The sequence below is a fragment of the Comamonas sp. 26 genome (genome assembly GCF_002754475.1).
GTDB lineage: Bacteria > Pseudomonadota > Gammaproteobacteria > Burkholderiales > Burkholderiaceae_C > Comamonas.
In genome coordinates, this window is record NZ_PEFL01000001.1 from 949,683 (window position 1) to 969,505 (window position 19,823).

At 59.6% G+C, this 19,823-nt stretch carries 15 protein-coding genes and 1 pseudogene; 7 read left to right on the plus strand and 9 right to left on the minus strand.

Annotated elements, in window-relative coordinates; translation table 11 throughout:
• Positions 1 to 10: 10 nt before the first annotated feature.
• Complete coding sequence (gene hemC, locus CLU84_RS04390; protein ID WP_099736109.1) at positions 11 to 955, minus strand: hydroxymethylbilane synthase; 945 nt, start codon at positions 953 to 955, stop codon at positions 11 to 13.
• 80 nt (positions 956 to 1,035) lie between these two features.
• Here hemC and ppc point away from each other — a divergent pair, with 80 nt between their 5' ends.
• Positions 1,036 to 3,885 carry a phosphoenolpyruvate carboxylase gene (gene ppc / locus CLU84_RS04395; RefSeq protein ID WP_099736110.1) on the plus strand — a complete coding sequence of 950 codons (2,850 nt, stop codon included), beginning with the start codon at positions 1,036 to 1,038 and terminating at the stop codon, positions 3,883 to 3,885.
• 229 nt (positions 3,886 to 4,114) lie between these two features.
• Here the strand turns inward: ppc and flhC are convergent, their stop codons facing one another.
• Together flhC and flhD are read right to left on the minus strand one after the other, a co-directional pair.
• Entirely contained in the window at positions 4,115 to 4,666 is a 552-nt protein-coding gene (gene flhC, locus CLU84_RS04400) for a flagellar transcriptional regulator FlhC (RefSeq protein WP_099736111.1), read from the minus strand.
• Positions 4,667 to 4,704: 38 nt separating this feature from the next.
• A complete protein-coding gene (flhD, locus tag CLU84_RS04405) occupies positions 4,705 to 5,031 on the minus strand; it encodes a flagellar transcriptional regulator FlhD (protein WP_099736112.1) in 327 nt (108 codons plus the stop codon).
• 401 nt (positions 5,032 to 5,432) lie between these two features.
• Between flhD and CLU84_RS04410 the strand changes: the two genes are divergently transcribed.
• Positions 5,433 to 6,680, plus strand: coding sequence for a GGDEF domain-containing protein (locus CLU84_RS04410; protein WP_199173684.1), 1,248 nt, complete (start codon positions 5,433 to 5,435; stop codon positions 6,678 to 6,680).
• Here the strand turns inward: CLU84_RS04410 and CLU84_RS04415 are convergent.
• The 3 genes from CLU84_RS04415 to CLU84_RS04425 form a co-directional block, all read right to left on the minus strand.
• Positions 6,610 to 7,521 (minus strand): sulfurtransferase, encoded by a 912-nt coding sequence (locus CLU84_RS04415; protein ID WP_099737857.1) that lies wholly within the window; start codon positions 7,519 to 7,521, stop codon positions 6,610 to 6,612. The genes CLU84_RS04410 and CLU84_RS04415 overlap by 71 nt on opposite strands.
• A 259-nt stretch (positions 7,522 to 7,780) precedes the next feature.
• Positions 7,781 to 8,695: a DMT family transporter gene (locus tag CLU84_RS04420; RefSeq protein WP_099736113.1), complete on the minus strand. Its 915-nt coding sequence runs from the start codon at positions 8,693 to 8,695 to the stop codon at positions 7,781 to 7,783.
• 83 nt (positions 8,696 to 8,778) lie between these two features.
• Positions 8,779 to 9,918: an aromatic ring-hydroxylating dioxygenase subunit alpha gene (locus tag CLU84_RS04425; protein ID WP_099736114.1), complete on the minus strand. Its 1,140-nt coding sequence runs from the start codon at positions 9,916 to 9,918 to the stop codon at positions 8,779 to 8,781.
• A 447-nt stretch (positions 9,919 to 10,365) separates the two neighbouring features.
• Between CLU84_RS04425 and xseB the strand changes: the two genes are divergently transcribed.
• The 5 genes from xseB (at position 10,366) to CLU84_RS04450 (ending at position 16,080) form a co-directional block, all read left to right on the plus strand.
• Entirely contained in the window at positions 10,366 to 10,605 is a 240-nt protein-coding gene (gene xseB / locus CLU84_RS04430; protein ID WP_099736115.1) for an exodeoxyribonuclease VII small subunit, read from the plus strand.
• A 56-nt stretch (positions 10,606 to 10,661) separates the two neighbouring features.
• Complete coding sequence (locus CLU84_RS04435; protein WP_099736116.1) at positions 10,662 to 11,603, plus strand: polyprenyl synthetase family protein; 942 nt, start codon at positions 10,662 to 10,664, stop codon at positions 11,601 to 11,603.
• A 68-nt stretch (positions 11,604 to 11,671) separates the two neighbouring features.
• Entirely contained in the window at positions 11,672 to 13,537 is a 1,866-nt protein-coding gene (dxs, locus tag CLU84_RS04440; protein ID WP_099736117.1) for a 1-deoxy-D-xylulose-5-phosphate synthase, read from the plus strand.
• 194 nt (positions 13,538 to 13,731) lie between these two features.
• A complete protein-coding gene (gene dctP, locus CLU84_RS04445; protein WP_099736118.1) occupies positions 13,732 to 14,814 on the plus strand; it encodes a TRAP transporter substrate-binding protein DctP in 1,083 nt (360 codons plus the stop codon).
• A 183-nt stretch (positions 14,815 to 14,997) separates the two neighbouring features.
• Complete coding sequence (locus tag CLU84_RS04450) at positions 14,998 to 16,080, plus strand: TRAP transporter substrate-binding protein (protein WP_099736119.1); 1,083 nt, start codon at positions 14,998 to 15,000, stop codon at positions 16,078 to 16,080.
• A 265-nt stretch (positions 16,081 to 16,345) separates the two neighbouring features.
• On the opposite strand, the pseudogene CLU84_RS04455 reads toward CLU84_RS04450, so the two are convergent.
• The 3 genes and pseudogenes from CLU84_RS04455 to CLU84_RS04465 all read right to left on the minus strand — a co-directional run bounded on the left by CLU84_RS04455 (position 16,346) and on the right by CLU84_RS04465 (position 19,701).
• A pseudogene (locus CLU84_RS04455) lies at positions 16,346 to 18,189 on the minus strand (TRAP transporter large permease subunit).
• A 19-nt stretch (positions 18,190 to 18,208) separates the two neighbouring features.
• On the minus strand, positions 18,209 to 18,829 hold the full coding sequence (locus CLU84_RS04460; RefSeq protein WP_099736120.1) for a TRAP transporter small permease subunit: 621 nt from the start codon (positions 18,827 to 18,829) through the stop codon (positions 18,209 to 18,211).
• Positions 18,830 to 19,317: 488 nt separating this feature from the next.
• A complete protein-coding gene (locus CLU84_RS04465; protein WP_099736121.1) occupies positions 19,318 to 19,701 on the minus strand; it encodes a nuclear transport factor 2 family protein in 384 nt (127 codons plus the stop codon).
• Between the last annotated feature and the right edge of the window lie 122 nt (positions 19,702 to 19,823).

A 19,823-nucleotide genomic window follows, 5' to 3' on the forward strand; every position in this document is an offset into this window, starting at 1 on the left:
GAAAGTGGGCTTAGTCCTGCTTGGGGGCGGCGGGCACGGCGCCAGCAGCTTGCAGGCGTGTGGCCAGTTGCTCGCCCAGAGCGTTGGCGGAGGCAAAGTCGGTGACGGTGGCGCTGGCCTGCACGCGGATCAGTCCCTTTTGGCCTTCCATATCGCCCCATGCCGCATCCATATGCAAGGTGTCGCCTTCAAAGCGGCCAAAGGCGGCCAGCGGCATGGAGCAGCTGCCGCCCATGCAGCGGCTGACGGCGCGTTCAGCCGTCACGGTCAGCCAGGTGGGCATGTGGGCCAGCGGGGCCAGGGCGTCAATGATGTCCTGACGGTCAGCGCGCACCTCAATACCCAGCGCGCCTTGACCTGCTGCGGGCAGCATGTGGGCGGGGTCGAACTTGGTGCGAATGCGATCGCTCATCTCAAGACGCATCAGGCCGGCAGCGGCCAGCACGATAGCGTCGTACTGTCCTTCGTCCAGCTTGCGCAAACGGGTGTTGACGTTGCCGCGCAGCGGCTCAATCTTGAGGTCGGGGCGCAGGGCTTGAAGCAGAGCCTGGCGGCGCAGGCTGGAAGTGCCAACCACGGCGCCTTGCGGCAGCTCGGCCAGCGATGAGTATTTGTTAGAGACAAAGGCATCGCGCGGGTCTTCACGGGTCATCACGCAGGCCAGCACAAAGCCTTCGGGCAGCTCCATGGGCACATCCTTCAAGGAGTGCACGGCCAGATCGGCGCGTCCTTCTTCCAGAGCAACTTCCAGCTCTTTGACGAATAGGCCTTTGCCGCCGACTTTGGACAGAGCTCGGTCCAGAATCTGGTCGCCCTTGGTGGTCATGCCCAGCAGGTCAACGGCGTGGCCGCGGCTGCGCAAAATCGCCTGCACATGCTCGGCCTGCCACATGGCCAGCTGGCTTTCGCGGGTGGCAATGACGATGAATGCGGGTGTGGACGATTGGGAATTCATAGCAGGCGCAGGTAGCTGACAGGTAACAGGGAATGCTAGCATGGCAAGTTGTCTTACACAGTGCCCAAGGAGAATAGTCGATGCCTTCCGCCCGTCCCAAAAGCGCCGCAGCTACAGACAAACATACAGACAAGCCGGTGCGCAAGATTGACAAGGATTTGCCGCTGATCGAAGACATTCGCCTGCTGGGCCGAATTCTGGGCGATGTGATCCGCGAGCAGGAGGGCGATGCCGCTTTTGCGCTGGTTGAGCAGGTGCGTCAGCTCTCGGTCGCCTTTCGCCGCGATGCAGATGAGGCGGCTGACAAGGCGCTGAAAAAGCTGCTCAAGGGCCTGTCCAGCGACCAGACGGTGAGCGTGATTCGCGCCTTTACCTATTTCTCGCATCTGGCCAATCTGGCCGAAGATCGCCATCACATTCGCCGCCGCGCCGTGCACGAGCGCGCCGGCAATACGCAGGAAGGCAGCATCGAAGTGGCACTGGCCCGCCTGCGCTGGGCCGGTATTTCATCGGGCACGGTGGCCAAGACGCTGGCCAAGAGCTTTATCTCACCCGTGCTCACCGCTCACCCCACCGAGGTGCAGCGCCAGAGCATTCTGACGGCTGAGCGCCGCATTGCTCAATTGCTGGCCGAGCGCGACGATATTCTGGTGCGCGCCCAGCTCTACAACAGCGCCAAGGATGCGCTGACTCCGCGTGAGCTGGCGCGCATTGAGGCACAGTTGCGCGCCTGTGTCGCCCAGTTGTGGCAGACGCGCCTGCTACGCCACTCCAAGCTCACCGTGGCGGATGAGATTGAAAACGCGCTGTCTTATTACGAAGCGACGTTTTTGCAAGAAATTCCCAAAATCTACGAGCAGCTGGAGCAAGAGCTGGGCGAGAAGCTGCCCCAGCAAAGCTTTTTGCGCATGGGCCAGTGGATTGGTGGCGACCGCGACGGCAACCCCTTTGTGACGGCCGAGAGCCTGAATCTGGCCCTCTCGCGTCAGGCCGATGTGGCGCTGCGCCACTATCTGCGCGAGGTGCACTACCTGGGTGGCGAGCTGTCGCTGTCGGCCAATCTGGTGGACATCACGCCCGAAATGCAGACGCTGGCCGATGCATCGCCTGACCACAATGTGCATCGCAGCGATGAGCCTTATCGCCGTGCTCTGACCGGTATTTATGCGCGCTTGGCGGCTACGCTCAAGCAACTGACGGGCGGCGAAGCAGCTCGCCATGCCGTGGTGCCGCAGAACGCTTATGCATCGGCGGCTGAGTTTCTGGCCGAGCTCAAGGTCATCGACGATTCGCTCTCGCGCTATCACGGCGATGCGCTGGCTCCCCAGCGCCTGCGCCCTCTGATGCGTGCTGTGCAGGTGTTTGGCTTTTATCTTGCCACGGTGGATTTGCGCCAAAGTTCGGACAAGCATGAAGAAGTGGTGCGCGAGCTGCTGGCCGTGGCCAAGGTGGAGGCCGATTACAGCGCCCTGGAAGAAGACGCCAAATGCGCACTGCTGGTGCGCCTGCTGGAAGACGCCCGTCCGCTGCGCGTGATGGGCGCGGACTATGGCGATCACACCCGCAGTGAGCTGGCGATTTTTGAAGCCGCCAAGCAGCTGCGCGAGCGACTGGGTGCAGAGGCCATTCGCCACTGCATCATCAGCCACACCGAAACCGTGAGTGACTTGCTGGAAGTGCTGCTGCTGCAAAAGGAAGTGGGCCTGCTGCGCGGCACCTTGCAAGATGGCGCGCAGTGCGACCTGATTGTGGTGCCGCTGTTCGAGACCATTGAAGACCTGCGCAACGCCGCCCCTATCATGCGCCGCTACTACCAGCTGCCCGGTATTGCCGAGCTGGTGAAAAAAAGTGGTGGCGAGCAGGACATCATGCTGGGTTACAGCGACAGCAACAAGGATGGCGGCATCTTCACCAGCAACTGGGAGCTGTACCGCGCCGAGATTGCGCTGGTCGATCTGTTTGATGATCTGGCAGGCCGCTTTGACATTCAGCTGCGCATGTTCCACGGCCGTGGCGGCACGGTCGGGCGTGGGGGCGGGCCCAGCTATCAGGCGATATTGGCCCAGCCACCGGGCACGGTGCGTGGGCAGATTCGCCTGACCGAGCAGGGCGAAGTCATTGCCTCCAAATACTCGAACCCCGAAATTGGCCGGAGAAACCTTGAGACCTTGGTGGCGGCCACGCTGGAAGCCACGCTGCTGCAGCCAACCAAACCGGCGACCAAGGCGTTTCTGGATGCGGCTGCCTTTTTGTCTGAAGCCAGCATGAAGGCCTATCGCGAGCTGGTGTATGAGACACCGGGCTTTACCAATTACTTCTTCAGCAGCACACCGATTCGCGAGATTGCCGAGCTCAATATCGGCTCGCGCCCTGCATCGCGCAAGGCCACGCAGGCGATTGAAGACCTGCGCGCCATCCCCTGGGGCTTCAGCTGGGGTCAGTGCCGCTTGACGCTGCCCGGCTGGTATGGCTTTGGCTCCGCGATTCAGGCCTTTATTCACCGCCCCGGTAAAGATGCCAAGGCGCAACTGGCGCTGCTGCAGAAGATGTATCGCCAGTGGCCGTTCTTTAAAACGCTGTTGTCAAATATGGACATGGTGCTGGCCAAGAGCGACCTGAACCTGGCGTCGCGCTACAGCGAACTGGTGACTGATGCCCGTTTGCGTCGCCGCATCTTTAGCGTGATTGAGGCCGAATGGCATAGCACGGTGGATGCCCTGAACCAGATCACGGGCGATAAACAGCGGCTGGAGCACAACTCGGCGTTGGCCCGCTCCATTCGTCACCGCTTCCCCTATATCGACCCGCTGCACCATTTGCAGGTGGAGCTGGTGCGCCGCTGGCGTGCGGGCCAGACGGATGAAAAGGTGAAAAACGGTATTCACCTGTCCATCAACGGTATTGCGGCGGGGGTGCGCAACACGGGTTAAAGCAAAGCAGCTCTTGAAACAGGAGCTGCTTGCGCCAATACATAAAGGGTTTGAGGCAGATATCTGCTTCAAACCCTTTTGTATATGGCGCTACCAGCTATGAAAAGAATGAGCTGACCTAAATACCGGCACGACCTCAGCGCAAGGGACAGCAAGCAAGCGCCGCCGCGCAGCGAGGATGTCGTCCCCTTTGGGGAAGCCGCGTAGCGGCTCAGGGGGAGTCGTCCCCTCAGTGAAGCATCAAGGAGCCGGCAGCCTTGCTCTTGCCGGCACGGGCCGGAGGATTGCACAGACCGCACTGATAGTGGCGGGCATTTTCGTAGGGCTCGGTCACAAACTGGCCCTTGCAGACGGAGCATTGCGTACGGCTCAGCATCTGCGCATCGACAAACTTCACCAGGCGCCAGGCGCGGGTAAAGGACAGCAGCACATCCAGCTCGGCCGCCTTGATTTGTTCGGCGTAGAGGCGGTAGGCCTTGGTCAGTTGCTCGGCGGTATCCAGCTCCACGCCCTTGGACAGGTATTCGTAGATATTGAGAAACAGCGAGCTGTGCACGTTTTCTTGCCAAGTCAGAAACCAGTCCGTGGAGAACGGCAGCTGGCCCTTGGAGGGGGATTTGCCCGAGATTTCCTTGTACAGCCGGATCAGGCGTTCGTAAGACAGAGTAGTCTCGGACTCCAGCACCTGCATGCGGGCGCCCATCTCGATGAGCATGGCGGCGCGCTCGATTTGCTTGGATTCGTTGAGAACGCTTTTCACGGCAGTCTTGGTAGCAGGCATGTGTCTTTCCTTAAAACCAGGTAGGTATTAACGAGTGCTTAAAGCACTTCGGAGACACGGCTGGCCATCAGGATATTGGCGTGCAGCGTGTTGGTGGCGGCATTGCCAATCTTGTTGCTGCTGTGGTTGGTCAGCAGGCTCCAGACCATTTCATCGTCGGCGCGGAAGCTGGCCAGCAGCGTGTTGCGCGATGCCAGCTTGAGCACCTGTGCCGAGGAGAGCGAGCCCAGCAAGTCGCAGGCTTCTTCATTCAGACCCAGGCGGAACACGGCTTCAGCCTTGTCCTGGCGGATCAGGGTCTGGGCCAGCATCAGATAAGTGAGGTTGGCTTCGCGGATCTCGGCAAGCAGTTGTTCGTTGTTCATGGGTCTGGTCCTTTCAATACCGACAGACCGCAACGGCTTGCAAAACAAGGCGTTAAAAGTGTTTCGATCTGTTGGAGTGAATTGTGTTGCAGACCGCGACTGAACTGAAGTCGGGGCAGGGATGTCTGGCCTGACCGGTTGCGCCAGCCACTATGTAAGATTTCCCTTACTTGACTGCCATCCTTGTGGATGACTCAATGAGCCTGCGTTGGGACTGCATTGATGCAGGGAAGTCTCCTGCGGTTGTTCGCTATTGTGAATGAGGTGCAAAAAAGCCAAGCTAGGAAATAGGCAGTTTTTTCGTTGTATCTAAGTGCCTTTGAAATAGAGAATCCGCCGCCGGCTGTGATAGTTGCGTGAATCTACGTTGACTGGCTTAGTCAACTTCTTCAGGGGTGCATATGAGCCAGAGATTCGTGAGTTCTCAAGGCGTGAGGTGCTCCAGCCTGCTTGATGCTCTGCTGACCACGGATTCACGTCAGCGTGTGTCATTGATTACGACGGGGTTTGCCTGTTTGTTCATGGCGTTCTGCATTCTGGCCATGGAGCTGGTTGCCGCCGCCGGGCTGGCTGACAGGCAGTGGGTGCGCTGGTGGTCGTTTGCCAGCGGCGCTTGCGTGCTGATCAGTTTTGCGTTGATTCGCAGCGGCGTGACGCGTAACTGGCATGACCCGGCGTTTACCTGCGCACAGATGGTCTATGCCATCACCAGCAACGCCGTTGCCTACGTGATTGCAGGTACGGCCAGGGGTATTACGCCGCCCATCTTGGCGGCGATCATGATGTTCGCGGTCTTCGGCCTGAAGCCCAGGCAGATCAAGGGCTTGATGTTCTATGGCCTGTTCGCCTATGGCGCGGCGGCAGCGGTGGTGCAGTGGGGTCTGCCTGACGATCCTATGCCAGCTTCTCTGGCGGCGGTCTATCTGCTGATCGTGGCCATGGTGCTGACGATGACGGCCGCGCTGAGTTTGCATGCCAATGCCATGCGGGTGCATCTGCAAGTACAGAAAAGCGAGCTGGCCGAAGCGGTGCAGCATATTCACGAGCTGGCTACCCACGATGAGCTGACCGGTCTGCCCAACCGTCGCTATATGCAGGACATGCTGCGCCTTGAAGAGACGCGAGCGCGGCACAGCGGCCAGCCTTTGCTGGTGGCTCAGTTCGATCTGGATTTTTTCAAAGCGATTAACGACAGCCACGGCCATGCTGCAGGCGATCAGGTTTTGCAGAGTTTTGCCCGTCAGGTGGAGGCCAGCGTCCGAGGTTCGGACATTTGGGCGCGCTGGGGCGGGGAGGAGTTTGTGCTGCTGATGGCCAACACCTCACAGGATGACGGCGCTCAGCTACTGGAGTATGTGAGAGCAAAGATTGCCGCAACGCCTGCGGTTCTTTCCTCGGGCATTCAAGTCTCCTATACAGTTTCCATCGGGGCCGCGATGCTTGAGGAAGACGAGGGCGCGGTGACGTTGCTGGAGCGCACCGATGCGGCCTTGTATGAGGCCAAGCACCGGGGCCGCAACCGGGTGGAATGGGCCAAGCAGAAGTCAGCGCCTGATCTTGCTCCTGCGCGCAGCAAGTTCAGCCCCGCTCGGCCGGACGAGTGGGTTGGCTGCACCACTCGCTCCAGCTACCTGCAAACAAGGCCGTAGGCGCAAAGCCTGCAATGCGCATGGCCAGCACATTGGGCGTAGCGCTGACGCCGCTGCCGCACTGGTGTACCACGCTGGCCGGGTCGCGGCCTGCCAGTAGTTCATCAAACTCCGCCTTGAGCAGAGCTGCGGGCTTGAAGCGGCCGTCGGCGGCAATATTGCTGCTGAACGGACGGTTGAGCGCGCCGGGGATATGGCCTGCCACGGGGTCCAGAGGTTCGACCTCGCCGCGATAGCGGGCGGGCGCGCGGGCATCAATCAGCGTCTGGGTGGTCTGGCCCAGATCGGCCTCGACCTGATCGACTGTTTTCAGTGTTTCCAGCGGCTCGCCCAGCTCAAAGTTGGACTGGAAGTGGCTGGGCTCTTCACCCGCATTCACGGCCTGACCTGCGGCCTGCCAGGCTTGCAGCCCGCCGTCGAGCACGGCCACGGCATCATGGCCGGCCCAGCGCAGCATCCACCACAGGCGGCCGCAGTAATTGGCACCGTTGCGGTCATAGACCACGGCCTGCATATCGTTGGCAAAGCCTATGGATGACAGCCAGACCGAGAAGCGCTCACGCGTGGGAAGCGGGTGGCGACCGCCCGATGCGGCCTGAACGCTGGTAGCAACCTGACCATCTTCACCCGGTGCGCCGTGCGGGGCGCTGAGGTTTTTGTCCAGATCGGCAAACACCGCCTCTGGAATATGCGACTGCAAATACTGTGCATGACCTGCAGGTGGATTCATGAGGTCGAAGCTGCAGTCAAACACCATCACGGGCTTGCCGCTGGCCTTGAGCTGAGCCAGTTGCTCGACAGAAATCAGGGTGTTATAGCGCCCTGGTGCAGATGTGGTCATGGCTTGCTGCTCCAAAAAATGTAGCTGATGCAGGCCATGCATTGATGCTTGCCTGCGGGATGCAAACCATTATGCGATGGGGGTGAGCTGGCGCAGAGGTCTGCCGAGCTATCGTTTGGACATGTGTGTCTGCGCTGTCAGATAGCGTTGAACAGGCGTGGAGCAGGTCAGTGCGACAGGCAAGTGCCGCACCGCAGCGATGGCATCGTTCCTATCCCACGGAGCGAGACAGGGAGAAGGCGCAAAGCGCCTGAGGGGCTTAGCTTCTGGAGCGGAGTGCAGTCGCTGCGGCACCACTGGCCACGATCAGCACAATGCCCACCCAGCCGATCACGGGGATGCTCTCGCCAAACAGCATCAGGCTGAGCAAGGCGGCAAACACAATACCGGTGTACTGCAGATTGGCGACTACCAGCGTGTTGCGCTTGCTGCCGGCGGAAGCGTAGGCCTTGGTCATGCAGACCTGGGCGACGGCGGCGAGCACGCCCACGGGCACCAGCCACAGAGCGCTCCAGCCCGGGAAGGGGGAGATGCCGATAAAAAGCATGGTGATGCCGCCTGCAATGGCTGAGCCCAGAGAGAAATAAAAGACCACGCGGGTTTCAGGCTCGCCCATGCGCGAGAGCGTGGCCACCTGCATATAAGCCATGGCGGCAAACATGCCGCCAAACAGCCCGCCCAGTGCGGCCACCCATTCGCTTGCTGGGGCGCTTGTTGGGCGCAGCACCAGCAGCACGCCGACAAAACCAGCCACGACGGTGGAGACCAGTCCCCAGGGGAAGGGCGGAATAGCGAGACGTGTCTCGGGCTGCGCGGCATAGGACTTGCGCAGAGTGTGGCGCATCCACAAACCCTGGCTGATGAGGAATACGGCCATCCAGATGCTGCTCATGGAGTTGAGCGTGGTGGCGGTGGCCAGTGGCAGGTGACCAATGGCATAAAACCAGGCCCCCATGGAGACAACGCCGACAAAACTGCGCCAGCCGTGCTCACGTGGGTAGCGGGTCGCCAGTGTCACGCCGCTGCTTTTGGCCAACCAGGCCAGCAGCGCCATGCTGATCAGGCCGCGGTAAAAAATAATCTCTGCCGTATTGAAGTCTTGGGAGGCAAACTTCACACACACACTCATGACCGCAAAAATCAACGCGGCCAGCACCATCCACAGGGCTTGCATATCTCACTCAATTCAGCATAAAAAATAGCTGCTGCGCTTATGGGGTAAGCGATAGCAGCTATCGATTTTGAGGCGCACCTCGTTCAGCGTTGGGGCACGCTGTCACCCATGATGCGGCGGTACCACTCATGGAAATGTTGCATGCCGTCCTCCATGGGGCTCTGGTAGGGGCCGACTTCGTTGTCCCCGCGCATATACAAAGCCTTGCGGCCTGCGTCCATGCGTTCGGCAATTTCGTCGTCCTCAATACAGGTTTCCATGTAGGCGGCTTTTTGGGCCTGAACGAACTCGGGTTCGAAGGCCGCGATTTCCTCAGGGTAGAAGAATTCCACCACGTTCAGCGTCTTGTCCACGGCCAGCGGGTGCAGGGTCGAGACCGTCAGCACATGCGGGTACCACTCCACCATGATATGGGGGTAGTAGGTCAGCCAGATGGCCCCGCGATCAGGCAACTCGCCATTGCGGTAGGCCAGCAGCACGTCATGCCAAGTCTTGTAGATGTCCGAGCCTGGATTGCCAAAGCCGGGCGCCACGCCCACGGTCTGTACCGAGTACTCGCTGGCAAATTCCCACTTCAGATCGTCGCAGGTCACAAAGTTGCCCAGGCCGGGGTGGAAGGGGCCGACGTGGTAGTCCTCCAGATAGACCTCGATAAAGGTCTTCCAGTTGTAGTTGCACTCGTGCATTTCTACGTGGTGGAGCACAAAGCCATCGAACTTGAGCTGGTCGCGCAGCTTCATGCCTGCAAGATCGGCCTCGACATCGCGGCCGTTGTCCTCAAACAGCAGGCCATTCCACTCGCGCAGCTTGTAGTTGTTGAGGTTCAGGCAGGGATCGTGGCCAAAGTGGGGCGCGCCTAGCAACTCGCCGCTGGTGTTGTAGGTCCAGCGGTGCAGCGGGCAGACGATGTTGCCCCCGGCATGGCCTTTGCCTTCGGAGCTCAGATTGCCCTGACCCTTGAGCATCACGGCCTGACGATGGCGGCAGACGTTGGAGATCAGCTCGATCTCACCCTTGCTGTTGCGCACCAGCGCCCGGCCTTCGTTTTCCTGAGGCAAGGCGTAGTAGTCGCCGATTTCGGGTACAGCTAGCTGGTGGCCCACATAGCGAGGGCCGCACTTGAAAATCGTTTCCAACTCACGCTGGAACAGCGCAGGGTCGAAATAACTTGAAACTGGTAGTTGGCTTGCGGCCTGCTGCAGTTGAAGACTTAAATCAGTCATGGGTGACCTGACCTAAAGACTCCCCACAGGGAGGGTGCACGTACGCACGCGGTAAATAACGAAACCGGCCTTGTCTGGACATGAATTTCAGGCGGTAAGAGGCAGAACTTGAAAATACAGCCCCGGAGCGCCCAAGCAGGATGACTAGAGACGGGGCCGGCTTGACAGGAATGGGATTATAGGCTGTGGGGTTATTGCCGTTCTTCTGGTACGTGTATTGGCGAAGCGTGACGCTTGGCGCTGATATCTGTCAGCCAACTGCCAGTTGCCTTAAAACCTGCGTGGGCAAAGGTTCTGCTGCCTCAGGCATGGCGCTCGGAACCGCAGAAGTCGTGCAGAAGTCACACCTAAGACACAAAGCGTGGGCCTGCTTTGCGGTCATTGGACGCTGGGGAGGCGGGGACGCCTAAAATCGTCGTTTCCGTCCAACACAAACCCACACCATCCATGCCCAAGGCCGCCGCTGCGAAAAAATCTGATCAGCCTGCCAGCTACGAAGCTGCGTTGCAGGAGCTGGAGCAACTGATTGCACAGATCGAATCCGGTCAGCTGCCGCTGGAGCAGATGCTCAGCGGTTATCAGCGAGCCGCTGAACTGCTGGGCTTTTGCCGTGGGCAGCTGGATGCCGTGCAGGAGCAAGTCAAGGTGCTCGACGAAGGCAAGCTGTCTGCCTGGACTCAGGACTGAGACCAGTGCCCGAGCTAGATTCAGACCCAGAGACCACCGCCTTGAATATGCCGCCCATGAATGAATCAATGATTGCTGAACAGTCGACTTCTCTGAACGCGGGCAAGCCTGCCCTGGATTTCTCTGCCTGGATGCAGGAGCGACTGGCTCGCACCGAGTACGCGCTGTCGCGCTGGGTGGGCATCAACACGCCTGCTGGTCTGGGTGAAGCCATGCGTTACGCCGTGCTCGATGGCGGCAAGCGCCTGCGGCCCTTGCTGGTCTGGGCGGCTGCAGAAGCCGTGGGCGGGCAAGCGGCTGCCATGCTGCGCGCCGGTTGCGCGGTGGAGCTGATCCACGCTTACTCGCTGGTGCACGACGACATGCCCTGCATGGACAACGACATCATGCGCCGCGGCAAGCCCACTGTGCATGTGCAGTTTGGCGAAGCCTCGGCCCTGCTCGCCGGTGATGCGCTGCAGGCGCTGGCCTTCGAGCTGCTGCTGCCTGAGGATGAAGGCATTCCATGCTCCATGCAGGCCAAGCTTTGCCGCTTGCTGGGCGCTGCCGCAGGCGGTCAGGGCATGGCAGGCGGTCAGGCCATTGATCTGGCCAGCGTGGGCAAACAGCTTGATGAAGCACAGCTGCGCGAAATGCACCGTCTCAAGACCGGCGCTCTGCTTCTGGGTAGCGTGCTCATGGGCGCTGCCTGCAATGAAAAAACGGATGATGCGGCTCTGGCTGCGCTGACGGACTACGGCCAGGCGCTGGGCGTAGCCTTCCAGGTCGTTGATGACATTCTGGATGTGGTCGCAGATTCGGCCACGCTGGGCAAGACGGCGGGCAAGGATGCCGCCAATGACAAGCCTACCTATGTGTCCCTGCTGGGGCTGGATACTGCACGTGCGCATGCTGAAGAGCTGCGCCTGCAGGCCCATGCCGCACTGGCCCGCAGCGGTCTGGCAGATACACAGGCGCTGGCGGCACTGGCTGATATGGTGGTGCAGCGCACACACTAAAAATCAAGAATAAAAAAGCCCTGTAATCCAGTATTGGCAAGCGCTAGCAGCTATTAAAAATATAGATCATGTCCACGAACACATACCCTTTGCTGCAGAGCATCAATGATCCCGCAGAGATGCGCCGCCTGCCGCGTGCGCAGCTCAAGACGCTGGCCGCCGAGCTGCGCGGCTATGTGCTCGACAGTGTCTCCAAGACAGGCGGACACCTCAGCTCCAATCTGGGCACAGTGGAGCTGACGGTGGCGCTGCATGCGGTGTTCAACACGCCGTATGACCGCGTCGTCTGGGATGTGGGTCACCAGACCTATCCGCACAAAATTCTGACTGGCCGCCGCGATCGCATGTCCACGCTGCGCCAGATGGGCGGGCTGTCAGGCTTTCCTCAGCGCACCGAGAGCGAATACGACACCTTTGGCACGGCGCACTCGTCCACCAGCATCTCTGCCGCTTTAGGCATGGCCATGGCTGCCAAGCAAAAGGGCGAAGACCGCCGTGCCATTGCCGTGATTGGCGACGGTGCGATGACGGCCGGCATGGCCTTTGAGGCGCTGAACAACGGCGGCGTGACGGATGCCAATCTGCTGGTCATCCTCAATGACAACGATATGAGCATCAGCCCGCCCGTGGGTGCGCTGAACCGCTATCTGGCCCAGCTGATGAGCGGCCAGTTCTACGCCAAGGCCCGTGATGTGGGCAAGAGCGTTCTCAAACAGGTGCCTCCCCTGCTGGAACTGGCCAAGCGCCTTGAGCAGCAGGCCAAGGGCATGGTCGTTCCTGCCACCATGTTTGAGCAGTTCGGCTTCAACTACATCGGCCCGATTGATGGTCACGATCTGGATTCGCTGATTCCTACGCTGGAAAACATCAAAGGCCTGAAAGGCCCGCAGTTCCTGCACGTGGTCACCAAAAAAGGCCAGGGCTACAAGATGGCCGAGGCTGACCCGATTGCTTATCACGGTCCTGGCAAGTTCGACCCGGCGGTTGGCTTAGTCAAGTCCGCTACACCGGCCAAGCAGACCTTTACGCAAATCTTTGGCTCCTGGTTGTGCGATATGGCGGCCAAGGATCAGCGCTTGGTGGGCATCACGCCAGCCATGCGCGAAGGCTCGGGCATGGTGGAGTTTCACAAGCGCTTCCCCGGTCGCTACTACGACGTGGGTATTGCCGAGCAGCACGCAGTCACCTTTGCGGGTGGCATGGCCTGCGAAGGGCTCAAGCCCGTGGTCGCCATCTATTCAACCTTTTTGCAACGTGGCTACGACCAGCTGATTCACGACGTGGCCCTGCAAAACCTACCTGTGGTGTTTGCGCTGGACCGTGCAGGTCTGGTGGGCGCTGATGGCGCTACGCACGCCGGTGCATACGATGTGGCCTTTGTGCGCTGCATTCCGAATATGAGCATGGCTTGCCCGGCCGACGAGCGCGAAACGCGCCAGTTGCTGAGCACGGCTTACGAGCAAAATCACCCCGTCTGCGTGCGCTACCCGCGCGGCGCCGGTGTGGGTGTGGCTCCGCTGGAAAGTCTGGAGGCTTTGCCCTTCGGCAAGGGCGAAATGCGCCGCGAATCGGCCTCTAAAAAGGTGGCGATTCTGGCCTTCGGTCCGCTGCTCTACCCCGCACTGCAAGCCGCCGAGGCGCTGGACGCCAGCGTGGCCAATATGCGCTGGGCCAAGCCGCTGGATGAAGCGCTGCTGCTCAAACTGGCTGCCGAGCATGATTTGATCGTGACGCTGGAAGACAGTTGCATCATGGGTGGTGCTGGCACGGCGGTGATGGAAGCTTTGGCTGCCCACGGCGTGACCAAGAGCGTGCTGCAACTGGGCCTGCCCGATCAGTTCATCGAGCATGGCGACCCCGTCAAGCTGCTGGCGCTGCAAGGGCTGGATGCTGAAGGTATTGAAGCCTCGATTCGCAAACGTCTTGCTGCCTGAGTTGCATGGCAAAAATGAGGCCCTTCATTGAAGGGCCTTTTTTCTTTGCGAGATCTTGGTGACATGGCAAAGAAAACTGACGGCAGACCTTAATCTCCACACAGTCGGCATCTGCGTTTCTAGAATGGCTGGGGCTTGGGCTCAGCCTGATATAACGGTTGAGTCACTGACAAACTTATTGCGGAGAAATATTCATGGATCGTCGCTCACTCGTCAAACATGTGGGCATGGCTGGCGTGCTGGCTGCGGGTGTCGCACCTGCAGTTCGCGCCCAGGAGGTGCTGCGCTGGCGCCTTGTGACGAGCTTCCCCAAAGCACTGGATGCCATCTCTGGCGCTGCAGAGAAATTTGCCCAGACGCTGCGCGTCATGTCTGCAGGCCAGATCGAAGTCAGCATTCACGCCGCAGGCGAACTGATGCCCGCGTTTGGTGTGATGGAAGGCGTGCAAAGCGGTACTGTAGAGATGGCGCTGACGGCTCCGTACTACTTCACAGACAAGGACTACTGCTTCGCCCTGGGCTGCGCCGTTCCTTTTGGTCTGACGGCCCGGCAGATGGACGCCTGGATGGAGTATGGCGGTGGGCGCAAGCTCATGGATGACTTCTACGCCCAGTACAACATCAAGAGCCTGAGCGCGGGCAACACCGGCACGCAGATGGGCGGCTGGTACCGCAAAGAAATCAAGAGCGTGCAAGACTTGCGTGGTCTGCGCATGCGCGCAGGCGGTGGCCTGCTGGGCGATGCGCTGCAAAAGCTGGGTGTGCAGGCCGTCAATATGCCGATTGGTGATGCGCAGCAGGCGCTCGAAAAAGGCAGGCTCGATGCGGTGGAGTTTGTCGGCCCCTACGACGACCAGAAACTGGGCTTTGGCAAGATTGCGCCTTACTACTACTACCCCGGCTGGTGGGAGGGTGGGGCTGAGCTGGCCTATTTCATTAACACCAAGGCCTTTGCCGCGCTGGCACCTGAGCACCGGGCCATGGTGGAAGCCGCAGCTGCGCTGGCGGCCAAGGATTTGACGGCCAAATATCTGGCGCTAAACCCCGCCGCATTGAAGAAGCTGCTGAGTGAAAGAGTGCAATTGCGCGCCTTCCCGCGCGAGTTGATGGATGCGGGCTTTAAGGCGGTGATGGCGACCATGGCCGAGCATGAAGCCAAGTCGGCCATGTTCAAGAAAATTCACCGCAGCATGCGCGGGTTTCAGCATGACCAACTGCTGTGGGACCGGTTCTCGGAATTTCGCTATGCCAGTTATATGAGTGCTGTCCGGCTGTAAGCGCTTGCTCTTGAGTGATTGAGATTGATGAAAATCACTAGGTAGAACTTCTTAAATGAACGGTCACTTTTTAGTGAGCACTCCGCGTTGGGCTCGTGTACATTTTGTGCCTGTTACATGAGTGAAGCTGGCTTAGATCCGTCATCTGTGCCAGCCCAATAACTTCCTCAAGGAGACTAAAAAGTGGATCGTCGTTCTATTCTGAAAAATGCGGGTATCGCTGGCGTGCTGGCTGCTGGTGCAGCTCCCGCTGTTCACGCTCAGGCCGCAGTGCGCTGGCGTCTGGCTTCCAGCTTCCCCAAGTCGCTGGACACCATCTTTGGCAGCGCCGAAAAGCTGTCGCAAGTGGTCAAGGCCATGTCGGGCGGCAAGTTTGAAATCTCGGTGCACCCCGCTGGCGAGCTGATGCCTGCTTTTGGCGTGGTGGATGCACTGCAGGGCGACACCATCGACATGGCACAGACGGCGGCCTACTACTTCACCGGCAAAGACCCCATCTTCGCCTTCAGCTGCGCAGTGCCGTTTGGCCTGACCGCGCTGCAGATGAATGGTTGGAAGGACCATGGCAATGGCCGCAAGCTGCTGGATGCTTTCTTCGCCAAGTACAACTTCAAGACCGCATCCGCCGGCAACACCACCACCCAGATGGGCGGCTGGTACCGCAAGGAAATCAAGACCGTGGAAGATCTCAAGGGTCTGAAGATGCGTCTGGGCGGCGGTGTGTTCGGCGAGGCCATGGCCAAGCTGGGCGTGGTGGCGCAAAACATGCCTGCTGGCGATGTCTACCAGGCGCTGGAAAAGGGCACTCTGGATGCTGTGGAATTCGTCGGTCCTTACGACGACGAAAAGCTGGGCTTCAACAAGGTTGCGCCTTACTACTACTATCCCGGCTGGTGGGAAGGCTCTGCCGAGCTGGAGTTCTTCATCAACATCAAGAAGTACAACGCTCTGTCGCCTGAGAACAAGGCCATTCTGGATGCCGCGACTCGCGTGGCCGCCATGGACATGACCTCCAAGTACCAGGTGCTGAACCCCCAGGCCATCAAGCGCCTGGTGGCCAACAAGACGCAGCTGAAGATGTTCCCCAAGCCGTTGATGGACGCTGGCTTCAAGGCCTCCATGGAAGTGTTTGCCGAGCACGAAGCCAAGTCGCCCGAGTTCAAGAAAATTCACCAGGACATGCGCGCTTTCCAGCGCGATCAGATCCTGTGGAACCGCTTCTCGGAGTACCCCTTCAACCAGTACATGGCTACCGCCAAGATCTGATGCTTTTCAAGGTGCAGCTAGGCTGCACCGCAAACGCAAAAGCCGCAAGAATCTCTTGCGGCTTTTTTATTTTGGGAGCGTCCAGCGCTTGCCATTCATGGGTTTCAGCTTCTTATGACCTTGAAGGCAATGCTTAGCAAACGCTGACGGCTATTGTTTTATATGCGCAGCAGGGTGGGCAGGCATGAAAAAGCCCCGGCTCTTGCGAGGCGGGGCTTGCCTGGAAGCTGGCAGTTTCTGGCTGCCAGCTCTGACTTTCTGCTGCTTACTTGGCAGCAGGTGTAGGCGTCAGCGAATCCTGCAGAGCTTTGGCTGGGTCGTCCGAGCCGTAACCGGTGTCAGCGCTCGGGGCCTCTGGCGCTGGCTGGCTGCCGTCTTTGGGCGCGTCGGGAGAGGCTGAGCCTTCTTCGCCACCTTCAGGTGCGCCAAACGGGTTGTCTGCACCGTAGCCGCCGCCAGCGTCGTTCAACTGCTCCTGCAGCTGGTCGCCGACTTTCTGCATGTCGACGACGACCGGTTTATCGAGCGCGCCCGTCACGATGCCTGGGAAGGCGATCAGCGTGCCCACCATCACCAGCTGGATCAGCACAAAGGGAATGGCTCCCTTGTAGATCTGCATGGTGGTCACGGGCTCGATGACCTTGTGCGTGACCTTGTCCACATACTGCTTATCGGGTGCAACGGAGCGTAGGAAGAACAGTGCAAAGCCGAATGGCGGGTGCATGAAGGAGGTCTGCATATTGACCGCAAGCAGCACGCCGAACCAGATCAGATCAATGCCCATCTTCTCGGCCACGGGGCCCAGCAGCGGCACCACGATGAACGACAGCTCAAAGTAGTCCAGGAAGAAGGCCAGGAAAAAGATCATGACGTTGACCACGATCAGGAAGCCTACCTGGCCGCCGGGCAGACCGGTGAGCAGGTGCTCAACCCACTTGGGGCCGTCAGCCGCCTGGAAGACCAGACTGAAGGTGGTGGCGCCAATCATGATGAACATCACAAAGCTGGCCAGCTTGGTGGTGGATGCCAGAGCCTGCGTGAGCAGAGTCATGTTCAGACGGCCGCGTGCAAAGCCCATGATGAGCGCAGCCATCGCGCCCATGGCGCCGCCTTCGGTAGGTGTCGCAATGCCCAGGAAGATGGTGCCCAGCACCAGGAAGATCAACAGCAGGGGGGGATCAGCACAAAGGTCACGCGCTCGGCCAGCTTGGACAGCAGGCCCAGCTTGAACACGCGGTTCAGCGAAGCGATCACAAAGGCCATGAAGGTGCCGCCGCACATGGCGGAGACAATCTTTTCGTCTGTGGCAACGTCCAGCACTTCCTTGCCCTGCCACCAGGTGTGCAGGTCAGCCATGTGGTTGGCCAGGAAGATGGCGACGATGGTGGACAGACCCAGCACCACGACCAGCGAGGTGTAGCCGCCGTTGCCATTGGCTTCGCGGTAGATACGGGCTTCAGGCGGCAGTGCGGGAACCAGCTTGGGCTTGAACACGGCCAGGAACATGACCCACAGCACATACAGACCCATCAGCATGAAGCCGGGGATGAAGGCGCCCTTGTACATATCGCCCACGCTCTTGCCCAGCTGGTCGGCCATCAGAATCAGCACCAGCGATGGTGGAATGATCTGGGCCAGCGTGCCGGATGCGGCAATCACGCCCGCAGACAAGGGGCGGTCGTAGCCGTAGCGCAGCATGATGGGCAGCGAGATCAGGCCCATGGAGATCACCGAAGCGGCAACCACACCGGTGGTGGCTGCCAGCAGCGCGCCCACAAAGATCACGGCCAGAGCCAGGCCGCCGCGGATGGGGCCAAAGACCTGACCGACGGTGTCCAGCAAATCCTCTGCCATGCCCGAGCGCTCAAGAATCAGGCCCATCAAGGTAAAGAAGGGGACGGCCAGCAAGGTGTCGTTGGCCATGATGCCGATCAGGCGCTGGGGCAGCCAGGCCATGACGGACGAGGGGAAGACGCCCAGCTCGATGCCCAGAAAGCCGAAGGCCAGGCCCGCAGCACCCAGACTGAATGCCACGGGGAAGCCCAGCAGCAAGAAACAGATCAGCCCCGCAAACATGATGGGGGCGTAGTTGGTAGCGATAAATTCCATTGATGTCTCCCGCTACTTCTTATGCCTTGGCCTGAGCGGTCAGCGCCTCAGCCTGCTTGCGATCGGCTTCGGCACGCAGTGCTTCGGCCAGCTCTTCTTCGGCGCTCTTGTCCTGCAGCTTGCCCATGGGGTCGGGGCCATTGCCAGTCAAAAATGCGATGCGCTTGATCAGCTCAGACCAGCCCTGCAGCATCAGCAAGGTGATGCCCACGGGGATGGCTGCCCATACCGGCCAGCGAATCAGGCCACCTGGGTTGCCCGACACTTCGCCCGACTGGCACATCTGAATCGCCACGGGCGTGCTCAGCCAGAGGATGGTGATGCACAGCGGCGTCAGGAACAGTGCGAAGCCGATGATGTCGATCCAGACCTGCGTTTTCTTGGACAGGCGGGAGTTGATGACGTCGATACGCACATGCTCGCGGTGCAGCAGGGTGTAGCCGGCGGCAATCAGAAAGGACCAGGCAAACAGGTACCACTGCACTTCCAGGAAGGCGTTGGAGCTGGTGTCAAAGACCTTGCGAACGATGGCGTTGGCGGCGCTGATGAAGGTGGCGGCAAATATCAGCCAGATGGAATATTTGCCGACAAAGGCATTGAGCCTGTCTATGCCCTTTGACAGGGCGAGTAAAGCCTGCATGGTGTCTCCAAAAAGTAGGCTGTGTTGCGTCGCGCGGTTTGGAGCTGGTAAGCCTCAAGGGGCGATCTATGTGTTCTAACCAAGGAAGAGATTCTACGGACGGCGGTATCAAGTTTTTTACAAATATCGTCCTGAATGTGGTGGCTGAGCGTCAGCGATTGCCTACTACTGGTTTGATAGCTGGTGATGCAATCCAATCAAGCACTAGAGCCTTGTTTTATTTGAATATTTGACAGGTTTCCTGAGTCTGTGAATCAGTGTGCGCCTGCTGTCATTCAGGGGCTTTGCGGGTAAGGGGTTAGGGGAAATCAGTAGAGGGCTTGAGCTGCGTCAGCTTGAGGTGCGGTACTGATTTTTTTCGACAGCCTTGAGGGCTGCGCGATTTTGCGAACAAGAGTCCAGCATCAACATGTGAGCCAACAAAAAAGGCCTCTGCCGTACGGGCAGAGGCCTTTGTTTCAAAGCCGTTTCGGCTTGCTGTTGCCCAATTACTGGGGCTGAGCGTGGAAAGCCTTGTTGGCAATCTTCCAGCCTTGCTCGGTCTTGAGCAGCAGGAAGTAGTCGGTGAAAGTCACGGCACCGTGATAGAGGGTGACCTTGGCCATGGCGGCGGTGCCCACGATGTCCAGCGATTCGATCACGCGGCGGCGCTTGGCTTCGTCAGCGGCGGGCGTGTTCTTGAAACGCTGGCAGTAGAAGTCCACATCCCAGGATGTCAGCGGGCCTTCGCGCACCGACTCCAGGCGGGCCGTGGGCATGAAGGCAGCGCGCATATGCTCGGCGTTGTCTTCGGCGTGGCCGCGCATGTACAGCTCCAGGGGAGCGCGCACAGCGGCTTCTTCGGGGTGGTTGGTCAGGCGTTCGGTGCTCATATCGGTTTCTCCTTGGAGCGAGATTCGTGGCTGCCCTAGTGCGGGCGCACCCGTGGCAGTGTCAGCAGTCAAGCATGAGGCCTGAAATCCAGGGTATTGGTTTGATGAAAGTCAGCACTGTT